The sequence below is a fragment of the Parahaliea mediterranea genome (assembly GCF_017255185.1).
Lineage (GTDB): Bacteria > Pseudomonadota > Gammaproteobacteria > Pseudomonadales > Halieaceae > JAFKCZ01.
Map to the genome: position 1 here is coordinate 1 of NZ_JAFKCZ010000009.1, position 23,733 is coordinate 23,733.

Annotated in this window: 21 protein-coding genes; 13 read left to right on the top strand and 8 right to left on the bottom strand. The window is 66.0% G+C overall.

Going from position 1 to position 23,733, the window contains the following annotated elements:
- Window positions 1-491 precede the first annotated feature (491 nt).
- From infA to trxB, 4 genes are all read right to left on the bottom strand, one after another.
- Window positions 492-710, bottom strand: a complete 219-nt coding sequence (infA, locus tag JYP50_RS13110; RefSeq protein WP_027948202.1) for a translation initiation factor IF-1 — start codon at window positions 708-710, stop codon at window positions 492-494.
- Window positions 711-802: 92 nt separating this feature from the next.
- On the bottom strand, window positions 803-1,522 hold the full coding sequence (locus tag JYP50_RS13115; protein ID WP_206560995.1) for an arginyltransferase: 720 nt from the start codon (window positions 1,520-1,522) through the stop codon (window positions 803-805).
- On the bottom strand, window positions 1,519-2,232 hold the full coding sequence (gene aat / locus JYP50_RS13120; RefSeq protein WP_206560996.1) for a leucyl/phenylalanyl-tRNA--protein transferase: 714 nt from the start codon (window positions 2,230-2,232) through the stop codon (window positions 1,519-1,521). The genes JYP50_RS13115 and aat overlap by 4 nt, the downstream gene beginning before the upstream one ends.
- 8 nt (window positions 2,233-2,240) lie before the next feature.
- Complete coding sequence (gene trxB, locus JYP50_RS13125) at window positions 2,241-3,194, bottom strand: thioredoxin-disulfide reductase (protein ID WP_206560997.1); 954 nt, start codon at window positions 3,192-3,194, stop codon at window positions 2,241-2,243.
- A 202-nt stretch (window positions 3,195-3,396) separates the two neighbouring features.
- Here trxB and JYP50_RS13130 point away from each other — a divergent pair, with 202 nt between their 5' ends.
- Both JYP50_RS13130 and JYP50_RS13135 read left to right on the top strand, forming a co-directional pair.
- Window positions 3,397-5,712 carry a DNA translocase FtsK 4TM domain-containing protein gene (locus JYP50_RS13130; protein ID WP_206560998.1) on the top strand — a complete coding sequence of 772 codons (2,316 nt, stop codon included), beginning with the start codon at window positions 3,397-3,399 and terminating at the stop codon, window positions 5,710-5,712.
- Between the two features lie 177 nt (window positions 5,713-5,889).
- Window positions 5,890-6,513, top strand: a complete 624-nt coding sequence (locus JYP50_RS13135) for a LolA family protein (RefSeq protein WP_206560999.1) — start codon at window positions 5,890-5,892, stop codon at window positions 6,511-6,513.
- 10 nt (window positions 6,514-6,523) lie between these two features.
- Here the strand turns inward: JYP50_RS13135 and JYP50_RS13140 are convergent, their stop codons facing one another.
- Both JYP50_RS13140 and JYP50_RS13145 read right to left on the bottom strand, forming a co-directional pair.
- Window positions 6,524-7,270: a hypothetical protein gene (locus JYP50_RS13140; RefSeq protein ID WP_206561000.1), complete on the bottom strand. Its 747-nt coding sequence runs from the start codon at window positions 7,268-7,270 to the stop codon at window positions 6,524-6,526.
- Complete coding sequence (locus tag JYP50_RS13145) at window positions 7,260-7,895, bottom strand: SatD family protein (protein WP_206561001.1); 636 nt, start codon at window positions 7,893-7,895, stop codon at window positions 7,260-7,262. The genes JYP50_RS13140 and JYP50_RS13145 overlap by 11 nt, the downstream gene beginning before the upstream one ends.
- 137 nt (window positions 7,896-8,032) lie before the next feature.
- Here JYP50_RS13145 and JYP50_RS13150 point away from each other — a divergent pair, with 137 nt between their 5' ends.
- From JYP50_RS13150 to cysG, 4 genes are read left to right on the top strand one after another with little or no spacing between them, the layout of a single operon-like run.
- Window positions 8,033-9,361, top strand: a complete 1,329-nt coding sequence (locus JYP50_RS13150; protein WP_206561002.1) for an AAA family ATPase — start codon at window positions 8,033-8,035, stop codon at window positions 9,359-9,361.
- An 18-nt stretch (window positions 9,362-9,379) separates the two neighbouring features.
- Window positions 9,380-9,763 (top strand): fluoride efflux transporter CrcB, encoded by a 384-nt coding sequence (gene crcB / locus JYP50_RS13155; protein WP_206561003.1) that lies wholly within the window; start codon window positions 9,380-9,382, stop codon window positions 9,761-9,763.
- A gap of 24 nt (window positions 9,764-9,787) precedes the next feature.
- Window positions 9,788-11,092 carry a serine--tRNA ligase gene (serS, locus tag JYP50_RS13160; RefSeq protein ID WP_206561004.1) on the top strand — a complete coding sequence of 435 codons (1,305 nt, stop codon included), beginning with the start codon at window positions 9,788-9,790 and terminating at the stop codon, window positions 11,090-11,092.
- Window positions 11,093-11,097: 5 nt separating this feature from the next.
- Window positions 11,098-12,501, top strand: a complete 1,404-nt coding sequence (cysG, locus tag JYP50_RS13165; RefSeq protein ID WP_206561005.1) for a siroheme synthase CysG — start codon at window positions 11,098-11,100, stop codon at window positions 12,499-12,501.
- Between the two features lie 60 nt (window positions 12,502-12,561).
- Here the strand turns inward: cysG and JYP50_RS13170 are convergent, their stop codons facing one another.
- Window positions 12,562-14,691 carry a carboxy terminal-processing peptidase gene (locus JYP50_RS13170; RefSeq protein ID WP_241263128.1) on the bottom strand — a complete coding sequence of 710 codons (2,130 nt, stop codon included), beginning with the start codon at window positions 14,689-14,691 and terminating at the stop codon, window positions 12,562-12,564.
- A gap of 160 nt (window positions 14,692-14,851) precedes the next feature.
- Window positions 14,852-15,772, bottom strand: coding sequence for a cation diffusion facilitator family transporter (locus tag JYP50_RS13175; RefSeq protein ID WP_206561006.1), 921 nt, complete (start codon window positions 15,770-15,772; stop codon window positions 14,852-14,854).
- A 130-nt stretch (window positions 15,773-15,902) separates the two neighbouring features.
- Between JYP50_RS13175 and JYP50_RS13180 the strand changes: the two genes are divergently transcribed.
- The 7 genes from JYP50_RS13180 (at window position 15,903) to JYP50_RS13210 (ending at window position 23,726) form a co-directional block, all read left to right on the top strand.
- Window positions 15,903-17,558 (top strand): M28 family metallopeptidase, encoded by a 1,656-nt coding sequence (locus JYP50_RS13180; protein WP_206561007.1) that lies wholly within the window; start codon window positions 15,903-15,905, stop codon window positions 17,556-17,558.
- 153 nt (window positions 17,559-17,711) lie between these two features.
- Entirely contained in the window at window positions 17,712-18,716 is a 1,005-nt protein-coding gene (locus tag JYP50_RS13185; RefSeq protein ID WP_206561008.1) for a hypothetical protein, read from the top strand.
- A 233-nt stretch (window positions 18,717-18,949) separates the two neighbouring features.
- Window positions 18,950-19,423, top strand: coding sequence for an NUDIX domain-containing protein (locus JYP50_RS13190; RefSeq protein WP_206561009.1), 474 nt, complete (start codon window positions 18,950-18,952; stop codon window positions 19,421-19,423).
- On the top strand, window positions 19,413-21,050 hold the full coding sequence (locus JYP50_RS13195; RefSeq protein ID WP_206561010.1) for an aminoglycoside phosphotransferase family protein: 1,638 nt from the start codon (window positions 19,413-19,415) through the stop codon (window positions 21,048-21,050). The genes JYP50_RS13190 and JYP50_RS13195 overlap by 11 nt, the downstream gene beginning before the upstream one ends.
- A complete protein-coding gene (locus JYP50_RS13200; RefSeq protein WP_206561011.1) occupies window positions 21,043-21,936 on the top strand; it encodes a GAK system ATP-grasp enzyme in 894 nt (297 codons plus the stop codon). Before JYP50_RS13195 ends, JYP50_RS13200 begins: the two co-directional genes overlap by 8 nt.
- Window positions 21,933-23,021, top strand: coding sequence for an HprK-related kinase B (locus tag JYP50_RS13205; protein WP_206561012.1), 1,089 nt, complete (start codon window positions 21,933-21,935; stop codon window positions 23,019-23,021). The genes JYP50_RS13200 and JYP50_RS13205 overlap by 4 nt, the downstream gene beginning before the upstream one ends.
- Before the next feature lie 3 nt (window positions 23,022-23,024).
- Complete coding sequence (locus tag JYP50_RS13210; RefSeq protein WP_206561013.1) at window positions 23,025-23,726, top strand: histidine phosphatase family protein; 702 nt, start codon at window positions 23,025-23,027, stop codon at window positions 23,724-23,726.
- The last annotated feature ends 7 nt before the right edge of the window (window positions 23,727-23,733 follow it).

Genomic DNA, 23,733 nt, shown 5'->3' on the forward strand with positions numbered 1-23,733 from the left:
AGAAACAAGTCCGTATGGACTTACGTCGATAATCTGAAGATGGCACAACTTGGGCCAGCCTTCTAAGAAGGCTGGCTTCACAGCCCCCTTATAGGGGGCTAAAAGCAAGTCTGCGTTCTTAGAACGCAGATGTTTACTCCGCCGCTTTTCGGTCGAATGAATTCGACCCTACAACGGCTGGGAAGGGTTCCTGTAGGGCGGAATTCATTCCGCCGCTTTCGGTCGAATAAATTCGACCCTACAACGGCTGGGAAGGGTTCCTGTAGGGCGGAATTCATTCCGCCGCTTTTCGGTCGAATGAATTCGACCCTACAACGGCTGGGAAGGGTTCCTGTAGGGCGGAATTCATTCCGCCGCTTTCGGTCGAATGAATTCGACCCTACAACGGCTGGGCTCGGGCACTGTATTCCGCCTGCAACGCGGCACGACAGAATCTAGCCCTGGCAAGCACATGGAATGCACTCCATGTAATACTGGAGTGAAGGCGCTAATCAGCGCTCGCGGTAAGTGATGCGGCCCTTGGTCAGGTCGTAGGGCGTGAGCTCCACACGTACCTTGTCGCCGGTGAGGATGCGGATGTAGTTCTTGCGCATCTTGCCGGAGATGTGCGCGGTGACCACGTGGCCATTTTCCAGCTGCACGCGGAAGGTGGTGTTGGGCAGGGTGTCGATCACCTCGCCTTCCATTTCAATTTGGTCTTCTTTCGCCATGCCTTGGCAGGTCCTCTGTAAAAACAGGGGCGCATTTTGCCTTAAACGGCGGGGATGTGCCATATCAATAATGCCGCAATCAGCGGCGCGGGTCAGGCGTCGCCGGCGGTCGTTGTCCAGCGGTTGTTCAGGTACAGCTGCAGGGGCCGGAAGGCGGCCTTGTAGGCCATCTTGCGGCAGTCGCGGATCCAGTAGCCGAGGTAGAGGTACTGCAGCCCCATTTCCCGCGCCTGTTCGATCTGCCACAGGATGGCGTAACTGCCCAGGCCGCGGTGCTCGTGGTCCGGGTCGAAGAAGGTGTAGATCGCCGACAGGCCGTCCAACATCACGTCCACCACCGCCACCGCCGCCAGGCGCTGGTGGTCGTAAAAGCGGTAGTAGCGGGTGCAGTCCCAGGCGTTGTTGAGGAAGGACTCGTATTGCTCCCGATCGGGCGGATACATATCGCCGTCGGCGTGGCGCTGCTCGATGTAGCGTTGGTACAGGAGATAGGCCTCGTCATCGCGGATATCGCGGGTGCGCTCCACACCCAGGTCGCGATTGCGGCGGATGGCGCGCCGCTGGCTGCGGTTGGGGTGAAAGTCCGCCACCGGGATGCGCGCCGGCACGCAGGCGTTGCAGTGACTGCAGTGGGGGCGGTACACGTGGTTGCCGCTGCGGCGAAAGCCCAGGGTCGACAGGCTGCTGTACAGGTGCTGGTCGACCTCCTGCCGGGGGTCGATGAACAGGGTGGTCGCCTCCTGGCCCTCCAGGTAGCTGCAGCTATGGGGGTAGGTGGTGTAGACCTTGAGATCGCGCAGGGAAGACGTCAAAGCAAACCTCCACAGCGGGCCGGCGGGCGCCAGTCCATGCCCTCGGCCTCGATTGCCACAGTTTGGTCAAGCTCGCGCTCGAAGTCCAGCCGCGCAATATTGCGCGCGCCGAGCGAGTTCAGGTGCTCGCTCTCCACCTGGCAGTCGATCAGGCGAAAGCCCGCGCGACGCAGTACCCACACCAGGGCAACCAGGGCCACCTTGGAGGCGTCGGTGACCCGGCTGAACATGGATTCACCGAAAAACACCCGCCCCAGGGCGATGCCGTAGAGCCCGCCGACCAGCTCCCCGGTGTCGCCGTAGACTTCGATGGAGTGGGCCCGGCCGCGCCGGTGTAGTTCGCAGTAGGCCTCGACCATGGCGCCGTCGATCCAGGTGCCCTCGCCGTCGCGGCGGCTGTCGCCGCAGGCCGCCATGACCTCGCGAAAACGCCGGTCGGCGGCCAGTGTGAAGCGGTCCCGGCGCAGGGTCTTGCGCAGCGAGCGCGAGACGTGGAGTTCCTCGGGGTAGAGTACCGAGCGCGGATCGGGGGACCACCACAGTACCGGCTCGGGCGCCTGGTACCAGGGAAAGATGCCGCGGCGGTAGGCGGCCTCCAGTCGCCGCGGGCTGAGGTCGCCGCCCACCGCCAGCAGGCCGTTGGGATAGTCCAGCGCCTCGGAGGTGGGCGGAAAGCCGTCGCCGCCGGACAGGCGCTGGAGCAGGGGCATGCCGGTATCTAGCCGTTGAGGTTGTCCAGGTACTTCTCCGCGTCCAGGGCCGCCATGCAGCCAAAGCCCGCGGAGGTCACCGCCTGTCGGTAGATGTGGTCGCCCACGTCGCCCGCGGCGAATACGCCGGGTACGCTGGTGGCGGTGGCGTTGCCCTCGGTGCCGCTACGAATGCTGATGTAGCCGTCCTTCATGTCCAGCTGGCCGGCGAAGATGTCGGTGTTGGGTTTGTGGCCGATGGCAATGAACACACCCGCCAGGTCGATCTCGGAACTGCTGTCGTCCTTCACTGACTTCACGCGCATGCCGGTCACGCCGCTGTCGTCGCCCAGGACCTCGTCCAGCACGTGGTCCCACAGGATGGTCACCTTGCCTTCCTTCTCGCGGGCAAACAGGCGCTCCTGCAGCACTTTCTCCGCCCGCAGGGCGTCGCGGCGGTGAACCAGGACCACTTCCGAGGCGATGTTGGCCAGGTACAGGGCCTCTTCCACCGCGGTGTTGCCGCCGCCGATCACCGCCACTTTCTGGTTGCGGTAGAAAAAGCCGTCACAGGTGGCGCAGGCGCTGACACCCTTGCCCATGAAGGCTTCCTCGCTGGGCAGGCCGAGGTACTGCGCGGACGCGCCGGTGGCGATGATCAGGGCGTCGCAGGTGTAGTTGTTGCTGCCGGACAGACGGAAGGGGCGCACCGCCAGGTCCACTTCCTCGATGTGGTCGAACACCACCTGGGTGTCGAAGCGCTCGGCGTGTTCCTGCATCTGCTGCATCAGCGCGGGGCCCTGCAGGTCGGCGGGGCCGCCGGGCCAGTTTTCCACTTCGGTGGTGGTGGTGAGCTGGCCGCCCTGTTGCATCCCGGTGATGACCACGGGATTGAGGTTGGCCCGCGCCGCGTAAACCGCCGCGGTATAGCCGGCGGGGCCGGAGCCGAGAATAATCAGGGGGTGATGCTGGACGTCGCTCATGGTCGCTCAATTCCTGGTCAGTGGGTGGCACATCCTCGCCGCGCGGGGGCGGGCGCTGTCCACCGATGATTGGGTCGATTATGGTAATTTAAAGGGGCGTACCGGGCAAAGCCTAGGACGATTCTAAAAACTGAACATAAGCTTCTGAATATCTTAAAAAAGTGGCAAAATGTACTGAAACCCAGAGGATCCGCTAGCAACCGTGCCTGAAGCGACCAACACCCAGAGTTTCCTCGGCCCCCGGCTGCGCGAGGGCGCCTTCATTGGCGTCAGCGCGATCTGCCTCTACCTGCTCCTGGCGCTGCTCACCTACAGCCCGCGCGACCCCGGCTGGTCCGCCACCGGCAGCGGCGGCCAGATCGCCAACGCCGGCGGTCCCACCGGCGCCTGGCTGGCGGACGTGGCCTTCTCCCTGGTCGGCTACGCCGCCTACCTGTTCCCGCTGCTGCTGGCCTACCGCGCGGTGATCATCCTGATCCAGCGCCACGACGCCCGGCCCTTCGACTGGGTGACCCTGGGAATCCGCGCGCTGGGCCTGGTACTGGTGATGATCGCCGGCACCGCGCTGGCGGCGATGAACGACCCCGGCGGTTCCGGCCTGCCCCAGGGCGCCGGCGGCATTCTCGGGCTGGCCATCGGCGAGGCCTTCACCCTGGCTTTCAACGACATCGGCAGCCGGCTGATCCTGCTGGCGGTGTTCCTGTTCGGCATGACCATTTTCACCGATCTCAGCTGGCTGCGGCTGATGGAAACCCTGGGCGCGTGGACCCTGCGCGGCAGCCGGCGCGCGATCAGCTGGGTGGTGGGTACGCTCGACAACCTGCGCGACCGCCGGGCCCGGGAAAAAGCCCTGGAGGTGCGCAAGCAGCAGATCGACGAGCACGTGGAGAAATCGAAAAAACGCAAGCCGCCCAAGATCAAGCCGCTCAAGCCCAAGCCCGAGACCAGCGAGCGGGTGGAGAAGGAGAAGCAGCAACCCCTGTTTGATGCTCCGGTGACCGGCGAGCTGCCGCACCTGGACCTGCTGGACGAAGCCCATCACGACCCCGACAAGGGCTACTCGAAGGAGGCCCTGGAGGGCCTGTCCAAGCTGCTGGAGCTGAAACTGGCCGACTTTAACATCAAGGCCGAAGTGGTGGCGGTTTACCCCGGGCCGGTGATCACCCGCTTCGAGATCCAGCCGGCGCCGGGCACCAAGGTGTCGCGGATCTCCAATCTGGCCAAGGACCTGGCGCGCTCACTGGCGGTGATCAGCGTGCGGGTGGTGGAGGTGATTCCGGGCAAATCGGTGGTGGGGATCGAGATTCCCAACGAGGACCGCGAGATCGTCAACTTCCGCGAGGTGCTCTCCGCCAAGGCCTTCGACCAGTCCCGCTCGCCACTGACCTTGGCGCTGGGTCACGACATCTCCGGCGAGCCGGTGGTGGCGGACTTGGCGAAGATGCCGCACCTGCTGGTGGCCGGCACCACCGGTTCCGGTAAGTCGGTGGGCGTGAACGCCATGCTGATCAGCCTGCTGTACAAGTCCACGCCCAACGAGGTGCGGCTGATCATGGTGGACCCGAAGATGCTGGAGCTGTCGGTCTACGACGGCATTCCGCACCTGCTCACCCCGGTGATCACCGACATGAAGGACGCCGCCAACGGCTTGCGCTGGTGCGTGGCGGAAATGGAGCGGCGCTACAAGCTGATGGCGTCGCTGGGCGTGCGCAACCTGGCGGGCTACAACCGCAAGGTGATGGAGGCCGAGAAGGCGGGCACCCCGATCGCCGACCCGCTGTGGAGCCCGGACCCGATCTACGCCGAGACCGACGAGGAGCAGACCCCGCCGAGCCTGGAGACGCTGCCGGCGATCGTGGTGGTGATCGACGAGTTCGCCGACATGATGATGATTGTCGGCAAGAAGGTGGAGGAGCTGATCGCGCGCATCGCGCAGAAGGCGCGTGCGGCGGGTATCCACCTGATCCTGGCCACCCAGCGGCCCTCGGTGGACGTCATCACCGGCCTGATCAAGGCCAACGTGCCCACGCGGATCGCCTTCCAGGTGTCGTCGAAGGTCGACTCGCGCACCATCCTCGACCAGGGCGGGGCGGAACAGCTGCTGGGCCACGGCGACATGCTCTACCTGCCGCCGGGCTCGGGCCTGCCCAACCGGGTTCACGGCGCCTTCGTGTCGGACGAGGAGGTGCACCGGGTGGTGGCCGACTGGAAGAAGCGCGGCGAGCCGGCCTATATCGAGGGTCTGTTGGATGAGGGCGGCAGCACTCCGGTCACCGCCGCCGAGTTGCAGCAGGCGGGCGGCGCCGAGGAGGGCGAGGAGGACGATGCCCTGTACGACGAGGCGGTGCACTACGTGACCCAGAGCCGCCGCGCCTCCATCTCCTCGGTGCAGCGCAAGTTGCGCATTGGTTACAACCGCGCGGCGCGGCTGATCGAGGCCATGGAGTCCGCCGGCGTGGTGTCGGAAATGGGCAGCAACGGGCAGCGCGAAGTGCTGGCGCCGCCGCCACCGGAGTAAGTGTGCCCCCACCGCTGTCCAACCCTGAAAAATGGCCGAATGAATTCGGCCCTACAAGGTGCACGGTCCGCCCTGTAGGGCCGAGAGCCTGCCCCTCTTTTTCGGGCAGTTCATTCGGCCAACCGCAGGCGCAACGAACCCGCCGAAAATAACCCGCCACAACCGGAAAACGACGCTATGATCCGCCGCCACCTCTGCCTCGCACTCCTTTGCGCCCTCGTATCGGCCCTGCCAGCCCGGGCCGATGACGCCGGCCTATTGCTCGATCGCCTGTCCACCCTGGAAACCCTGCAGGGCGCCTTCATCCAGCGACAGTACCCCGAGGGCAGCGATCAAGCCCTTACCACCCGCGGCCATTTCAAACTGTTGCGGCCGGGCTATTTCGCCTGGGAAATCGAATCCCCCGACAGCCAGCTCATACTGGCCACCCCCGAGTACCTGTGGCACCACGACCGCGACCTGGAAACCGTCACCCGCCGGCCGGTGGCGAGCGGCGCCATGAGCCCCCTGCAGGTATTGGGGGGCGACGAGTCGGCCCTGCGCGAGGGCTACCGGGTGGAGGCGCTTGAGGGGGAGGATGAGGGCGACTTCCGCCTCACGCCCGCGGCGGCGGAGGCCGGTTTCCGCTCCCTGGTGGTGCGCTTCGAGGGCGTGGATATCAAGGGCCTCGGCATCGTCGACAACCTGGGGCAGCGCGTGGAAGTGGGTTTCGCCGAGGTGCGCCGCAACGCGCCGCTGGCGCCGCGGGATTTTGGCTTTTCACCCCCGGCCGGGGCCGACCTGTTTTATTACGACCAGTGAGCCGCGGGCTTCATCCCAGCCAGGCCGCCACGACGATCGCGAACAGGGTCGATAGCAGCGTTCCCACCAGCAGGTACTCCGCGAATATCGGGTCCTGGAGTTTGTTGAAGCGCACCAAGCCCTTGGCGGCGATGATAAAACCCAGTGCGCTCCAGTCGCCGGCATAGGCAATCACCGCGAACATCAACCAGCGTTCCAGGATGCCGATTACCCGTCCGGCGTTGAATTCCCGGGTGTCGGTTTCCGCTTGGCTGTCGGTGTCACCGGGGGGCCTTCGCGGCACCAGGCCGCAGGCGCCGAGCACCACCCGCATGGCGATATTGGCCTCGTTGGCCAGCACCAGCACGGCGAGCAGGGGAGAGAGGATCCGGGCGCTCTCCCAGCGCTCCGCGCCGACCATCAACGCACCGAGCCCGTCCGCGAGGTCGCCGGTGCGCAGTGCAGCGTCGCTAAAGGCAAGTTCGCCCACCAGTGGCTGCAGCAGCGCGGGCGTCACCGCCAGCCCGAACAGGGATAGCAGGCGCCACCAGAGCGGGGAAACCCAGCGTTCCGCGATGCCGCCGGGAAGGGTGAACAGCGCGATCGCGGCGATCGCGGGCAGCGCGGCGCCGGACAGGCCGAAACCCAGGGCGACCAGCAGTATCTGGCTTGCCCCCAGTGCCATCGAGAATCCGAGGGACACGGGGCCGTCCTGCCGCAGTAGCGCCAGGCGGGTGATCAACAGCAGGCTGAGATAGGTTTGGTATTCAATGTCCATGCGCTTGTTGCAGGGCCCCGTTCATTCGCGCAGTGATTGCGCGCAGTACATGCGCGATCGTTGCGAGCATGCCGTCATTGATGTTTTTGTACACGGCGACTTTACTGATATCCAGGTCTTTTGCGATCTCCTCGACCGGCCTGTCGCCCAGGTAGTCGCGAAACACGCGGAACCGGGTGCCGCGCCACCGCGTCTGCGCATCCGACAGCAGTAACAGCGTCGGGTTGATCAGGTCGCCGTCTTCCAGGCCCGCCACCCTGAGGAGGCCCCCTTCGTCCTTGAGGGCTTCCACGGCGTCGCGGGCGAGGTGAAACGCGGGGCCGTCCATGCCCAGCGCGGCCTGGGGGTTGATGTCGGTGACGATGTCGCCCAACCCCAGGCCAAAGCGCACTTGCACCGGGTGTACCGCGGCCTGGAGGCAGGTAATGACTGTCCAGAGGTCGTCGGCGCGCGCAAACAGCGCCTGGAATTCGTCGCCCAGCGTCAGGGTGAGGGGCGACAACAGGGAGTCGGCGAATCGTCGGTTCAGGTCGTCAAACAGCGCGTTGAGCGAGCGCTGCAGCGCGCCGCGTTCCTCGACCCCCCGCGAGTCGACGATATCGCCAATCAAAGCCAGTGAGTACATCGCATCATTCCCCAGCCGTAGCCGTGCATGCTATATTTAACCATTATGGGTAAAAAACAAGACGGCTAACTGTTTTAGTTAAATTTATAAACCAGATACGTTTAAATGTCAAAAACTAACCAAATCGGTTATATGTTGTGACCAACGACCTGTTTGCCGACCGGCAGGCGGCGGGCTACCAGCCCCTGGCGGCGCGCCTGCGCCCCGGTGACCTGGCGGGCTACGCCGGGCAGGCGCACATCCTGGGCCCCGGCAAGCCCCTGCGCCAGGCCATCGACCGGCGGCAGCTGCACTCCATGGTGTTCTGGGGACCGCCCGGGGTGGGCAAGACCACCCTGGCGCGTATTGTCGCCGCCAATGCCGACGCCGACTTCCTGCAGATTTCGGCGGTGCTCTCCGGGGTGAAGGAAATTCGCGAGGCCATCGCCCGCGCGAAGCAGAACCGGACGGGCGGGCGAGACACGGTGTTGTTCGTGGACGAGGTGCACCGCTTCAACAAGTCCCAGCAGGACGCCTTTTTGCCCCATGTGGAGGACGGCACCCTGATCTTTATCGGCGCCACCACCGAGAACCCGTCCTTCGAACTCAACAACGCGCTGCTGTCCCGGGCCCGGGTCTACAAGTTGCGGGCGCTGGAACCGGAGGACCTGGAAGGCGTGTTGGAGCGGGGGCTTGAAGCGCTGGAGCCGGCGGTGGCGGCGGACCCCGAGTGCCTCGAACTGATCGCGCGCCAGGCCGACGGCGACGCCCGCCGCGCCCTCAACCTGCTGGAGCTGGCGGCCGACCTGGCGGTGGAGGAGGGCGGGGCGCGGCGCATTACCCGGGAAACCCTGGAGGAAGTGCTCCAGGCTTCCCTGCGCCGCTTCGACAAGGGCGGCGATTTGTTCTACGACCAGATCAGCGCCCTGCACAAGGCGGTGCGCGGCAGCGCGCCGGACGCCGCCCTGTACTGGTTCTGCCGCATGCTCGACGGCGGTTGCGACCCGCTGTACATCGCCCGCCGCGTGGTGCGCATGGCCAGTGAGGATATCGGCAACGCCGACCCCCGGGCGCTCACCTTGTGCCTGGATGCCTGGCAGGTGCAGGAACGCCTGGGCAGCCCCGAGGGCGAACTCGCCCTGGCCCAGGCCATCACCTACCTCGCCAGCGCACCCAAGAGCAACGCGGTGTACAGCGCCTACAAGGCGGCCCGCGCCGACGTGGAGGGGAGCCCCAGCTACGAGGTGCCCCTGCACCTGCGCAACGCGCCCACCGCGCTGATGAAGGCCGAGGGCTACGGCAGCGAATACCGCTACGCCCACGACGAGCCCGACGCCTATGCCGCCGGCGAGAACTACTTCCCCGAGCCCCTGCGCGAGCGCCGGTACTACCAGCCGGTGGACCGCGGGCTGGAACAGCGCATCCGCGCCAAGCTGGAGGCTCTGCGCGAGCGGGACAAAACCAGTACAATACGCCGCTACGACTGAGAGCGGGCGCGTGGCTTCATGAAGTTCATCCTCTTCGTCGCCCTGGGGGGCGCCTCGGGCGCGGTGACGCGGTATTTGCTGTCGAGTTGGGCGCACAGCCTGTGGGAAGGGCGCTGGCCGCTGGGTACCCTGATGGTCAATGTGCTGGGCTCCTTTTGCATCGGCATCATCTTCGTGCTGATCGAGCGCCAGCACATCCACGCCGACTGGCGCGGCGTGCTGATGGTGGGGTTCCTGGGGGCCTTCACCACCTTCTCCACCTTTTCGCTGGAAGCGATCACGCTGCTGGAGGCGGGGGAGAGCGCGCACGCGCTCGGCTACATGCTGGTCAGCGTGGTCAGCTGCGTGGCGGCGGCGGGCTCCGCCATCTACCTGACGCGCATGGTCAGCGCGTCGCTTTAACGATCACATACAGGAAGTCTTTCAATGCTGGATATCAAGGCGGTCAGGAAAGACCCCGAGGCGACTGCCCGGGCACTGGCCAAACGCGGATTCGAATTTGACATCGCCGGTTTTCAGGCGCTGGATGCCCGGCGCAAGCAGGCGGACGTGGACAGCCAGGCCCTGCTCGCCGAGCGCAAGAGCGCGTCGAAGAAGATCGGGCAGCTCGTCGGCCAGGGGATGAGCGTCGACGACGCCAAGGCCCAGGTCAACGAAACCCTGGAGAAGATCGCCGCGCAGATCGATGACCTCACCGAACAGGCCCGCGTCGTGCAGGGCGAACTCGACGAACTTCTGCTGGGCGTGCCCAACATTCCCGCCGGGGACGTGCCCGAGGGGGCCAGCGAGGACGACAACGTCGAGGTGGCACGCTGGGGCGAGCCGCCGGCACTGGCTTTTACTCCCCGCGACCACGTGGAGATCGGCGAGGGCCTGGGCGGTCTCGATGCCGAGACCGCGGGCAAGATCACCGGCTCGCGCTTTACCGTGATGTACGGCCCCCTGGCGCGGCTGCATCGGGCGCTGACCCAGTTCATGCTCAACCTGCACACCGGCGAGCACGGCTACCGCGAGATCTACGTGCCCTACCTGGTCAACCGGGACTCCCTGCGCGGCACCGGGCAGCTGCCGAAGTTCGAGGAAGACCTGTTCAAACTGGCCGGCGATCACGAGTACTACCTCATTCCCACCGCCGAGGTGCCGGTAACCAACGTCGGCCGCGACCGCATTTTCGAGGCCGATGAGCTCGGCGAGCGCGGCCTGCGCTTTACCTGCCACAGCCCCTGTTTCCGCAGCGAGGCGGGCAGCTACGGCCGCGACACCCGCGGCATGATCCGCCAGCACCAGTTCGAGAAGGTGGAGCTGGTGCAGCTGGTGCGCCCGGCGGACTCCGACGCCGCCCTGGAGGCACTGACCGGCCACGCCGAGGCGGTGCTGCGCGCGCTGGAGCTGCCCTACCGCAAGGTGGTGCTCTGCGGCGGGGACATCGGCTTCTCGGCGCGCAAGACCTACGACCTGGAGGTCTGGCTGCCGGCCCAGGACACCTTCCGCGAAATCTCCAGCTGCAGCAGCTTCGGCGATTTCCAGGCCCGGCGCATGCAGGCCCGCTGGCGCAACCCGGACACCGGCAAGCCCGAGCTGCTGCACACCCTTAACGGCTCCGGCCTGGCGGTGGGGCGCACCCTGGTGGCGGTGCTGGAGAACTACCAGCGCGAGGACGGCAGCGTGGCGGTGCCCGCGGCCCTGCAGCCCTATATGGGCGGCATCACCGAACTCGTGCCGGGGGCCTAGAAAAGGTGGACTACCTGCCGGTCTGCCTGCGCCTGCAGGACGCACCGATGCTGCTGGTGGGGGGCGGCACGGTGGGCACGCGCAAGGCCCGCCTGTTGCTGCGCTCAGGCGCCCGCCTCACCGTGGTGGCCCCGGCGATCACCGCCGAGCTGGAGCAGTTGCTGGCAGAGCACAGTGGCCAGTGGCGGCGGGCGGCGTATACCGGCGGCGATCTCGACGGCCAGACCCTGGTGGTGGCGGCGACCCCCGACGCGGCGGTCAACGCCGGGGTGCACCGCGACGCGGTGGCCCGCGGCCTGCCGGTCAATGTGGTGGATACTCCCGCCCTGTGCAGTTTCATCTTTCCCGCGGTGATCGACCGCAACCCCCTGTTGATCGCGGTGAGCAGTTCCGGCACCAGCCCGGTACTGGCGCGCCTGGTGCGGCGCAAGGTGGAGGCCATGCTGCCCGCCGCCTATGGCCGGCTGGCGGCCTTTGCCGGGCGCTGGCGCGAGCGGGTCAAAACCGCGCTGCCCAACGACACTGCCCGGCGCCTGTTCTGGGAACAGGCGGTGGAGGGCGCCATCGGCGAGCAGGTACTGGCCGGGCGCGAGGCGGAAGCCGAGCAGCGCATGCGCGAGCGCCTGCGCGACGGCGCGGCTGGCCACCGCGGTGAGGTCTACCTGGTGGGCGCCGGCCCCGGCGACCCGGACCTGATGACCTTCAAGGCCCTGCGTTTGTTGCAGAGCGCCGACGTGGTGCTCTACGACCGCCTGGTGGCCCCGGCCATTGTCGATATGGCCCGGCGGGACGCGGAGCGGATTTACGTGGGCAAGGCGCGCTCCGATCACGCGGTGCCCCAGCAGGCCATCAACGAACAATTACTGACACTGGCACAGGCGGGCAAGCGGGTGGTGCGGCTGAAGGGCGGCGACCCCTTCATCTTCGGCCGTGGCGGCGAGGAGATCGCCCTGCTGGCGCAGCACGGCATACCTTTCCAGGTGGTGCCGGGCATCACCGCCGCCAGCGGCGCCGCCTGCTATGCCGGCATTCCACTCACCCACCGGGATCACGCCCAGTCGGTGCGCTTCGTGGCCGGCTATCTCAAGGGCGACCGGGTGGAGCACGACTGGCGCCAGTTCACCAGCACCACCGAGACCCTGGTGTTCTACATGGGCCTGATGGGCCTGCCGGTGATCTGCCGCGAGTTGCAAGCGGTGGGGCGAGCGCCCGACACGCCCGTGGCATTGGTGGAGCGAGGCACCACCGAGGACCAGCGGGTGCTGGTGGGAACCCTGGCGAGCATCGAAGGGATAGTGGCGCGGGAACAGCCCCGCGCGCCAACCCTGATCATCGTTGGCGACGTGGTGCGCCTGCACCGGGAACTGGCCTGGTTCGGTGAAGGGAAAAAGGGGTCAGAGCCCTTTTAATAAAAGGGCTCTGACCCCTTTTTCCCCTTTTTGATTGCGGGACCCATTTAGCGGGGCTGGCTAATCCTTGTCGGACGAGCCACCCGGACTGTGCACCGCGTAGCGCTGTTCCCTGAGCACCAGGGTATCCGCGAGAATATTGCCCGCCTCGGTCAGCAGCACGTCATCTCTGTCGGCCTCAGTCTCGGATTCGGTCTCGGGTGCTTCCTCGCTGTCGGCCTCCTCGTCGACCTCGTCATCCAGCGAGGTCAACAGTTCCTCGCCCCGCGCCGCGCGGCGCTTGTTCTCGATTGCCAGGGCCTTGCTGTCCTGGTCGTCGGCCAGGGCGCGACGGGCGTCCTCGTTCAGTGGCAGGCTCTTGAGATCGCGGCTCTCCTCCGCCAGGGCCACCTGGTCCTCCAGGTAGACAAAGTCGGGGTTGCTGCCACTGCGTTGCTGGAACAGGCGGGTAATTTCCGGCAGCACGCTGTCGATATCCGTGTAGCGGCGGTGCCGCACCGGGTTGATCTTGTCCCAGTTCAGGGCGTGATCCAGGGCGCTCTCGCCGATTTCCTCGTGGTCGTAGAGGGCCGGGAAGGTGATGTCGGGCACCACGCCGCGGTGCTGGGTGCTGTCGCCGGAGATGCGGTAGAACTTGGATTCGGTGAGTTTCAGCTGACCCTCGGTGAGCGGGATCAGGGTCTGCACGGTGCCCTTGCCGAAGGAGCGGTCGCCCACGATCAGGCCGCGGTCGTAGTCCTGGATGGCGCCGGCGAAAATCTCCGAGGCGGAGGCGCTGAGCCGGTTGATCAGCACCACCAGCGGACCGTCGTAGTAGGGGCCGCGCAGCCGCTTGCCGTCGCGCCAGACGCGGCGGGAGGAGTGGCGGATCTGCACCGTGGGGCCGTATTCGATGAACAGGCCGGTCAGCTCGTTGGCTTCCTGCAGCGAGCCTCCGCCGTTATTGCGCAGGTCGATGACCACGCCGTCCACCTGGTCCTCGGTCTGCAGCTCATCCAGCAGCTTGCGCACGTCGCGGGTGGTGCTCTTGTAGTCCTTCTCGCCCCGGCGCATGGCGTCGAAGTCGATGTAGAAGGCGGGAATGTCGATGACCCCGACCTTGATGGTCTCGTCGCCGTTGGGCACTTCCAGCACCTTCTTCTGCGCCGCCTGCTCCTCCAGCTTCACCTTGTTGCGCACGATGGTGATGTCCTTGCGCGCGGCGCTGTTGGGTGACTTGGCCGGCAGCACCTGCAGGCGCACGGTGGAGCCCTTGGGGCCGCGGATCAGCTCCACCACCTCGTCGAGGCGCCAGCCGATCACGTCCTGGAATTCGCCGTCCTCGCCCTGGGCCACCGCCACGATGCGGTCGGAGGGGTTGAGGTCGCCCTGCTTGTCCGCCGGGCCCGCAGGGACCAGGCGCGCCACCTTGGTGTATTCATCCTCGAGCTGCAGGACCGCGCCGATACCCTCCAGCGACAGGCTCATGTTGATGTTGAAGTTTTCCGAGCGGCGCGGGGAGAGGTAGTTGGTGTGCGGGTCGTAGAGCTCGGTCAGGGCGTTGGCGTAGATCTGGAACACGTCCTGGTTGTTGTACTGCTTGACCCGCTGCAGCTGGTTGCGATAGCGCTTGCCCAGGGTGTCGACAATGTCGTCACTGGGTTTTTCCGCGAGGCGCAGGCTCAGTACCTGGTTTTTCAGGTGCCGGCGCCAGCGGTCGTCGAGCTCGGCGTCGTCCTTCGCCCAGGGGCGGTCGTCGGTGTCGAGCTGGTATTCCTCGTCCACGCTGAAGTCCATGGCCGCCACGGTGTCCGGCAGTTCTTCCACCACCCGCGACAAGCGCGCCTCCAGGCGTTGCTGGAAGCGGTTGAAGATGTTGAAACCCGAGTCCAGGCCGCCCCGGTGCAGCTCGTTGTCCATGGACGTGCGGTAGCGCTCGAACTCGGCCACGTCGGCGGCGGTGAAGAACATCTTGCCGCTGTCCAGGCTGTCGATGTAATTGTCCAGGTGTTGCGAGGAGAGTGCGTCGTCGTAGCGCAATTTGGCGTAGTGGCGCTCCTCCAGCTGCTCGAGCATCTCCACGATGGTCTCGCGCTGCTCGTCGGTGTATTCAATCAGCGCCAGCGCCGGGAGCGGGCCGCCCGCCAGCAGGCCGGCGAGAAGCGCGATGGGCAGGCCGCGACGGGCCAGCTTGGTCAGGATCTGGGTCAAAACAGCGTCACCTCGTGTACTTATCGTGCCGCCAGCGTAAATACCGCGGGCATGTCACTCAAGTGTAAACCTCTTCGACGCGGGGTCAAATAGCGGGGAGTTAGAGCCCGGGAACGGGCGAAAGTTCGCCGCGGCCTGCCGCACCCGTCCGGGGAGCGCGCTACCAGGCCAGTTTCTCGTCGCGCACGAACAGCATGTCCATGACGATCTGCGGGTTCCAGGCAACCAGTTCCGCCTCGCTGGCCCGCCGTATCGCGTCCAGTTCCGCCACCGTGCGGATCGAAAAGGCCTCCGACACCACCACGTGCACCAGCATATAGGTGTTGCGGCCGCGCTTGGTGACGCGCAGCTCCACGTGGTCGTAGTCCACCGCCGCCAGCGACGCGAGCAGGCGCCGCTCGATTTCCTTCACCAGGGGCCCCGGCGGCGCCATATTGACGATCTCCCGGAGACTGTCGCGCAGGATACCCAGGGGAATGGGCAGGGCGCACAGCACGATGGCGATCAGCAGCAGCGGGTCCACCAGCGGCGCGTAGCGCGACCAGGGGGATTGCTCCAGCCACCAGGCCAGGCTGAAGCCCAGCAGCACCGCGGCGCTGAGCAGGCCGTCGACAAACCAGGTTTTCGACTCCACCGCGACCAGGTCGGAGCGATGCAGCTGGCTGCTGCGGTACATCAACGCGGCCACCGCGAAACAACCCAGGGTGGCGAGCAGCCCGTAGAGCACCGCCAGGCCGTACTCCGCCTCGTTGCCCCCCGCCAGCAGCCGCTTGGCGGCCTCGGTGACGGCGTACACGCAGGCCACCAGGACGAACAGGGCCTTGAACAGGTTGAGGGTGGGCTCCATGGCGGTGTAGCCGAAGTGAAAGCGATCGTCGTCGGGGCGCTCCGCCAGTTTCGCCACGCGCAGGGTGAGCAGGGCCACGCAGAAGGCGATCAGCGAGTAGATGCCATCGAACAGGATGGCGTCGGAGTTGGTGAGCAGGGCGAAACCCAGCGCCAGCGCGACAAAAAACACCACGCCGTAGAGCGCGAAAGTCAGCGCCCGGCGCTCGCTGTGTACATGCAATTTGTCGTTCATGAGTATCCTCCATCGCCCAATATTCTAGGTAGTACCGCCGGTGCACGGTATTCCCCGCGGGGGTAGGCCACTTGAGTTGGGTAGTTGCCGGTGTAACAATCAGCCACCCAAACCAACCGGGAGCTACAACATGCCCAGAAAACACCCCTTGATCCTCTCGTCGCTGCTGCTGTCGTCGCAGTTGCTGGCCACCGCCGGCACGGCGGCCGCTGACGAGCCCGCGCTGTCGGTGAAAACCATGAAGAGCGTGACCCAGGAGTTGTCCTCGGACGCCTTCGAGGGACGCGCGCCCGGCACCGTGGGCGAGGAGAAAACCCTGGCCCTGCTGGAAAAGGAGTTCAGCGAGGCGGGCCTCAAGCCCGGTAATCAGGGCAGCTGGTTCCAGGATGTACCGCTGGTGCAGATCACCGCCGACAATGTCAGCGACCTCCGGGTTAGCGGCGGCGAGCGTGAGCTGAGCTACAAGTACGGCCCGGAGATGGTGGTATTCAGCTATCGCGTGACACCGAAAATCGCCATCGAGAACAGCGACGTGGTGTTTGTCGGCTACGGCATCAACGCACCCGAGAAAGGCTGGAACGATTACGAGGGTGTCGATGTCGAGGGCAAGACCGTCGTCATCCTGGTGAATGACCCGGACTACGAAACCGAAGACTTGCAGGGCACTTTCAACGGCCGCGCCATGACCTACTACGGCCGCTGGAGCTACAAGTACGAAGAGGCCGCCCGCCAGGGCGCCGCGGCGGCGCTGATCGTGCACGACACCGTGCCCGCGGCCTACGGCTGGAACGTGGTGGAGTCCTCCAACACCGGCCCGCAGCACGTGGCCGACGCCGCCAACGGGCACATGGACCAGACCCTCGCCAATGGCTGGATCCAGAAATCCGTGGCGGCGGAACTGCTGGCCAGCGCCGGTCAGGACCTGGACGCCCTGACCGCGGCGGCGAAAAAGCCGGGGTTCAAGTCGGTGGACCTGGGGCTCAAGGCCTCGCTGTCCTTCGACAACCAGATCGAGAAGCAGCGTTCGAAGAACGTGATCGGCGTCCTGCCCGGCAATGAGCGACCCGACGAATACGTGCTCTACACCGCGCACTGGGATCACCTGGGCCGCTGCGGCGCCGATGAAACCGGTGACGACATCTGCAACGGCGCCATCGACAACGCCACCGGCACCGCGGCGCTGGTGGCCCTGGCGGAGGCCCATGTGGCCGCCGGCCCCACCGCGCGCAGCATCGTGTTCCTGGCGGTCACCGCCGAGGAATCGGGCCTGCTGGGCTCCGAATCCTATGCCGCCAATCCGGTCTACCCGCTGTCACGGACCGCCGGTGGTATCAACATGGACGCCTTCAGCATGACCGGCCAGGCCCGGGACGTGGTGGTGATCGGCAAGGGCAAGTCCGAGCTGGACAGTTACCTTGAGGCCGCGGTGGCGGCCGACGGCCGGGTGGCCAGGAACGAGCCCACACCGGAGAAGGGGTACTACTATCGCTCCGATCACTTCAGTTTCGCCAAGCGCGGGGTGCCGATGCTGTACTTCGAGGGTGGCGAGGACCTGGTCAAGGGCGGTGTGGCCGCCGGGCGCGCCGCGGCCGAGGACTTTACCGAGCACCGCTACCACGGGCCCCAGGACGAGTACGATCCCGATTGGGACTGGTCCGGCGTGATGGCCGACCTGAAGCTGTACTACCGGATCGGCCGCGACCTCGCCAACACCGACCAGTGGCCCAACTGGGTCGAGGGTGACGAATTCCGCGCGGTACGTGACGCCAGCCGCGGCGCCGAGTAATTTTCAACCCTCTTCACCGCAAATGAAAGCGGCGCCGGCCCAAACGCCGGCGCCGCCTGTCCCGCGCAAGGCGGTTGTGCTATACCTTTGTCCTGAATTTCCCGTTTCCCTCTGTCTAAGTGGATGTGGACTATGCCAGGCAACAGGCTCCTTGTGTCGTTATTACTTCCCCTGCTCGCGTTGTCCGCGTGCAAGGTCCGGGTTACCGTGCCGGAAGGCGGATCGGTAATCTCCGCTTCCGGGGCGCACGATTGCGCGGCGGGCAAGCACTGTGTCATTGACGTATACGACACGACCTTCGATGAAACCTTCACCGCCAAACCCGCGCAGGGCTATCGGTTCACGGGGTGGCGCAAACGCCACGGGGGCTTCTGTGGCGGCAATACCACGCCCTGCCGGCTCGCGACCACCGGCTTCGAAGACAATTCCGACCTGATGCAGATTCTCGAAAGCGACCAGGTGTTCTATCTGGAGCCCGTCTTTGAGTCCACCGAGCCGGGAGACCTGGGCAATGAGCACGGAAGCGTCTGTTTCAACCGGGCTCTGCTGGCGGAGGGGGGCGGTTTCGAAACACGCTACCGTTCACCCGGCGGCAACCAGGGCTACCAGTACACGAATTATGACCAGGTGGTGAGTGGTCGGGGCATGCTCAATGGCAACGGTGGTCGCAGGGCGTTGATCGTACAGGAAACCGAGGGCGACCCGGGTAGCCTGGCGGAGTCCGAGATGATCTTTACAGTCAATGGCGACAGGCATCGAGTCAGGTACTATGGCCTGCGCACCCAGGTGTCGCGTCCCCAGCGTATCAACGCGGTGCACAGTTATTCACCCTATAAACTGGTGCGCTGGGATCTCGCGGCGGGTGGGGAGTTCGTTCAGAACTATGCCGCCCGGGTTGAGCGGGATGGTTTCATCAGCGAGAAAGACGTGGTCCTCACCACGCGTTACCTGGGCACCGAGACCATCGCGGTACCCGCGGGCCAGTTCTCCACCTGTCGCGTTGAAGAGCGCTATGTCGAAACCGATGCATCGGGTGTCGCCACCGAAACCTTGCAGACCTTGTGGTACGGCGTGGGGAGCGGCATTTTGCTCAAAGAGCGCTCCGAGTTTACCGATACCGAATTCGTATCCGGCACGGTCAATGGTCAGGAGCTATAAAAACGATAAAAAACAATATGTTGTGTAATCTTTCTCCAATGCCTGCTTAGGCTCGCCCGGCGCGGTCCGGCACTGTGGCCGGGCGACGGGGGCGGGGATAGAGCCGCGCCGGGGGGCCGCCGGCGCCTTGCGCGGGCCCCGCGGTGGATGGGGTTCGGCGGTGTGTGCTATACCTGTGCACCGTGCGCCGCGGCGGTTGCTCGCCGTCGGTTTCCATCCCCGAGAGGTATCCATTGCCGGACCTGCAGCCCGATATCCGCAACGCCGTGCGCGCCCTGATTATCGAGGGCGGCGCCGTGTTGGTGCTGGAGAAAACGGACCGGGGCCGCGGCCGGCGTTTCGCGCTGCCCGGTGGCGCCCAGGATGTGGGGGAATCCCTGCGGGACACCCTGCAGCGCGAGTGCCTCGAGGAAATTGGCACGCGGGTGGAGATTGGCGGGCTGCGGTTTTGCTGCGACTACTTCAAGCGGCGAAACACGACGCCCCCGAGCCGGCGTCACGTGGTGGAGTTCGTGTTCGACTGTGGCGTTCCCGCGGGTTATCGCCCGGGCTGCGGGAGTCGCCCCGACAAGCACCAGCTCGGTGTTTGCTGGCTGCCCCTTGAGCAGTTGCCGGGCCTGGAACTGATACCCGGCTACCTGCTGGACCTGTTGCCTCGCAAAGCGGGAGTTAACCCGGTTTACGCGGGGACCTTTCATGGGCAATAGCCTCCCGCCAGAGGCGACGGGCAACCTGCGTTTCCTGGTGGTGGAAGTGGAGTCCCAGGTCAGCAACCTCGGCGCCTATTTCAAAACCCCATCGGCCTCCCTGGCTCGTCGCGTCGCCGATCGCGGGGGCTATGCCGACAATCTCCAGCTGAGGATACAGAACAGCTGCGCGAGTGAACTGGCGCGGGGCACCGTCACCGAGAGTGGGCAGCTGGCCCTGCACAGCCTGGCGGTGATCGCCGCGCAACTGGAGCGTATCAGTGCGTGCTGCCGGGATGTACTGGAGCAGTTGGCCGAGCTGGAGTGCGTGGAAAATGTCTACCCCATGGCTTTCGCGTCAATGCTGGGCAAGGTCCGGCGCGGCGTGCGGGATGTCGAGTCGGCGGTGCTGGGCCGCGATACCCAGCTCGCCCTGGCGGTGGGTCGCATCGACCAGAAGCTTGAGCGGGCCTACGCCCGCCTGCGCAACGACCTGACCGTGCGATTGAAAAAGGGCGGCGCCACCGATGAATTGGTTCAGGCGATGTTTGCCGCGTACACGGTCAAGCAGATGGGGACCGCGCTGTTGCGCGCCAGCGAGTCCGTTATCTCCGCCAACCTGGGACAGGCGATCAATTTCGAGCGATTCCGAACCCTGCAAGCGGTCACCGATGACCTGCCCGGGGTGGAGTCCCTGCGCGTCGCCAAGGTGGCCGAGACGCGCTCGGGCAGCGCCATCGCCGGCCTGGCTGATTCCCGTGCCGACGGCGATGACTATCTGGCGATCTACAAGGACGGCCAGCGCGCCAAGCTAAAGGAGGAAAAGCAGGGCGTGAAAAGCTGGCACGCGATCTTTCCCGGCCTGGCGCCGCGTATCCTCTCCTACAAGAAGCGCGGCGAGTCGGCTTCGCTGCTGATCGAACACCTGCCCGGGCTGACCTTCGACAAATTGCTGCTGAACGAATCGGACACCGCGGTGAACGACGGGCTGCGGCAGTTGGGCAAAACCCTGCGCACGGTGTGGAGCGAGACCCGCACCGAGCGCGGCGTGAACGCCGCGTTCATGCGCCAGCTGGAGCGGCGGCTGCCGGACGTCTACAAGATTCACCCGGAGTTCGACCTGGGCACCAGTCGCATCTGCGGGCTGGAGGTGCCGGGCTTTCGCGACCTGGTGCAACGCGCGGGGCGCCGGGAGCGCAAGCTCGGGGCGCCGTTTTCCGTGTATATCCACGGTGATTTCAACGTCGACAACATTATTTTCGACCCGCTGGAGCGGCGGATCAATTTCATCGATCTCCATCGCTCGCGGTACATGGATTACGTGCAGGATGTCTCGGTTTTCATGGTGTCGAACTACCGCCTGCAGATCCTCGATACACCGCTGCGGCAACGCCTGATGGGAGCCTCGCTGGACCTGTACCGGATGGCCGCGCGCTTCGCCGGCAAGCAGGGGGACAGCACCTTCGAGTGGCGACTTGCCCTGGGCCTGGCGCGCTCCTTTGCCACCTCGACCCGCTTTATCCTGGACAAGTCCATGGCGCGCCGTATGCTGTTGCGCTCGCGATACCTGTTGGAATTGGCGCTGGGGGTCGACAGGGGCGCCGAGGCCGAATTCCGTATTCCACTCAAGGAGATATTTGTTGACTGAACTCAAGGTCGGCGTGATCGGCATCCCCGGCAAATGGTCCACCGAGGCCCTGGCTGACGCCCTGGAATCGCGCACGGGCTTTCGCCGGGTCATCGACATGGCCGAGGTGGTGGCCGACCTCGACCGGCCCGCGTTAATGTGCGATGGCCTCGAACTGGGCGGGCTGGATGCCGTGGTGGTCAAGAAAATCAGCCGCGATTACAGCCCCCACACCCTGGATCGGCTGGAATTGCTGCGCCTGCTGGAACAACAGGGTGTGCGGGTGTTCAGTCCGGCCGGGAGCATGCTGCGGCTCATCGACCGCCTGGCCTGTACAGTGACTTTGCGCAATGCCGGTATTCCGATGCCCCAGACCCGGGTGACGGAGTGCCCCGGGCAGGCGTTGGCCGCGGTCCGCGAGTTTGGCAGCGCGGTTTTCAAGCCGCTGTACTCCACCAAGGCCCGCGGTATGCGCGTGCTGTCGCTTGCGGAGGGCGAGCGCGGCCTGAAGAAGCATATCGCGCGGTTTCACCAGGACAACCCGGTGATGTATATCCAGCGCAAACTGGAATTGCCGGGGCGCGATCTCGGTCTGGTCTACCTCGGCGGCGAGTACCTCGGCGCCTACGCCCGGATCTCCCGGGGCGATGCCTGGAATACCACCATACACAGCGGCGGCAAATACGCTCCCTGCGAGCCCGGCGCGGTATTGATCGAACTCGGGCGGCGCGCCCAGGCACCCTTCGCCCTGGACTTCACCACCGTTGATATCGCCGAGACGGAGCACGGCCCGGTGGTGTTCGAGGTGTCGGCCTTTGGCGGGTTTCGCGGGGCCAGGGAGGGCGCGGGAATCGATGCCGCGGCCGCCTACGCCGACTATGTCCTGCAAGGGCTCGCGGGCCAATGAGGTGCGCAGCGGACATCGCCGCGATCCTGCACCAGGGCGCCGCGGCCTGCGACGGGGAGTTGTCGCTGCGGATCGACGACTGGCCGCTGCGGGTACGCTGCAACAGCCCGGCGCTGCTGGAGCGGCTGCGCCGCTATTTTACCCAGGTGGCGAGCGGCGCGCCGGCTCCGGCGGAAGCCGTGGAGCTGACGGTCCTGGAGCGGCCCGCGCCGACGCTGGACCTGGATTTCGCGAACTGGTCGCGCGAAGCCGGAAAGCGGGGACGCAAGGACAGTTATGCCGACCTGGCCGACGGCCGCGTGATCCACAAGGTGCGCACCGGCATGGTCTTCCTGCAGAGCCAGGGCCAGCGTATTGCCGCCGGTCCCTGCCTGGCCAACGACAACCAGGTCATCAACTTCATCATCAACCAGTACATGAACGCGCTGCAGCAACGGGACTGGTTGATCTGTCACGCGGCGGCCCTGGTGGGGGAGGGGGGCGCGCTCGCCCTCGCCGGTTTTTCCGGCGGCGGCAAGTCCACCCTCATGCTGCACCTGATGGCGGGGTCAATGCGTTTTCTCAGCAACGACCGCCTGTTTATTCGCCGGGACGAGCCGGGTGTGGCGGCCCGCGGCGTGCCCAAATTGCCGCGGGTAAACCCGGGGACACTGCTCAACAACCCGCGCCTGCGCGCCTTGCTGGACCCGCGGCGGCGGGCCGAGTGCGAGGCGCTGTCCCCCGCGCAGTTGTGGGAGCTGGAGGAGAAGTACGATGTGCCGATTGCCGATATCTACGGCCGCGACCGGTTCGCCTCGCGCGGTCCCCTGGCGGCCCTGCTGGTGCTCAACTGGCGGCACGGCAGCGGCGAGCCAACGCAGATCGAGCCGGTCGAACTGGCCTCCCGGCGCGATCTGCTGGCCGCGATCATGAAGTCGCCCGGCCCCTTTTATTGCGACAGCCACGGGCGATTCCCGGGTGACAGGGTGCCATTGGACGAGGAGCGCTACCTGGCCGCGCTGGCCGGCGTTCCGGTATACGAAGCCCGCGGTGCCGTTGACTTCACGCGGGCGGCGGAACATTGCCGCCTGTGGCTGGGGGCCTGAGTCGTGGCGCGCCTGCTGGCGGCGCTGGTGCGCCACGGTGAGTACCACCAGCGCTCGGATACGCCCAGCGCCCACCAGCCCTATCCCCTGACCGACGATGGCCGCCGACGGGCCGCGGAGGCCGCGCGGCGGTTCGTCGGTTGGCTGGCGGGACGGGGCTGGCGGGTGGCGCCGGTCATACACGCTTCAAACCTGCTGCGGGCCTGGCAAACCGCGGAGATTTTTGCCGGCGCGCTGGCGGCGGCGGGCCTGGAAACGCGCATCGACGCTTACGACGAGCTGGCGGAGCGCAGCGTGGGGGCGGCGGCGAACCTGAGCCTGGCGCAAATCGCGGACGTTATCGCCGCGGACCCGCGTTGCTTGCCGCTCCCCCCCGGCTGGAAATCCGACAGTGACTTTCGCCTGCCACTGACCGGCGCGGAATCCCTGCGGCAAGCCGGCGCCCGCGTGGCTTTGCACTTGCGCGCAACCATGGATGCACTTCGCGCGTCGGCGCCCTCCGAGGACACCCTGCAGTTGTTCGTCGGCCACGGAGCGGCGTTTCGTCACGCCGCGGCGGATCTCGGCGCGCTGCCCCGGGAGGAAGTCGGGCGGGTGAGCATGCACCATGCACGCCCCGTGATTCTCGAGTGTCGGGGCGCGGCCGGCTGGCGCCGGGTCAGCGGCGAATGGAAGGCCCGGGGCGCGGAGCGGTCTCCCGACTAGGCCGGGA

What these genes read in the sequence shown, in the direction of transcription:
- infA (WP_027948202.1), bottom strand. Translation starts at nt 710, where the DNA reads ATGGCGAAAGAAGACCAAATTGAAATGGAAGGCGAGGTGATCGACACC.
- aat (WP_206560996.1), bottom strand. Translation starts at nt 2,232, where the DNA reads ATGCCCCTGCTCCAGCGCCTGTCCGGCGGCGACGGCTTTCCGCCCACC.
- trxB (WP_206560997.1), bottom strand. Translation starts at nt 3,194, where the DNA reads ATGAGCGACGTCCAGCATCACCCCCTGATTATTCTCGGCTCCGGCCCC.
- JYP50_RS13135 (WP_206560999.1), top strand. Translation starts at nt 5,890, where the DNA reads ATGATCCGCCGCCACCTCTGCCTCGCACTCCTTTGCGCCCTCGTATCG.
- JYP50_RS13140 (WP_206561000.1), bottom strand. Translation starts at nt 7,270, where the DNA reads ATGGACATTGAATACCAAACCTATCTCAGCCTGCTGTTGATCACCCGC.
- JYP50_RS13145 (WP_206561001.1), bottom strand. Translation starts at nt 7,895, where the DNA reads ATGTACTCACTGGCTTTGATTGGCGATATCGTCGACTCGCGGGGGGTC.
- crcB (WP_206561003.1), top strand. Translation starts at nt 9,380, where the DNA reads ATGAAGTTCATCCTCTTCGTCGCCCTGGGGGGCGCCTCGGGCGCGGTG.
- serS (WP_206561004.1), top strand. Translation starts at nt 9,788, where the DNA reads ATGCTGGATATCAAGGCGGTCAGGAAAGACCCCGAGGCGACTGCCCGG.
- JYP50_RS13175 (WP_206561006.1), bottom strand. Translation starts at nt 15,772, where the DNA reads ATGAACGACAAATTGCATGTACACAGCGAGCGCCGGGCGCTGACTTTC.
- JYP50_RS13180 (WP_206561007.1), top strand. Translation starts at nt 15,903, where the DNA reads ATGCCCAGAAAACACCCCTTGATCCTCTCGTCGCTGCTGCTGTCGTCG.
- JYP50_RS13195 (WP_206561010.1), top strand. Translation starts at nt 19,413, where the DNA reads ATGGGCAATAGCCTCCCGCCAGAGGCGACGGGCAACCTGCGTTTCCTG.
- JYP50_RS13205 (WP_206561012.1), top strand. Translation starts at nt 21,933, where the DNA reads ATGAGGTGCGCAGCGGACATCGCCGCGATCCTGCACCAGGGCGCCGCG.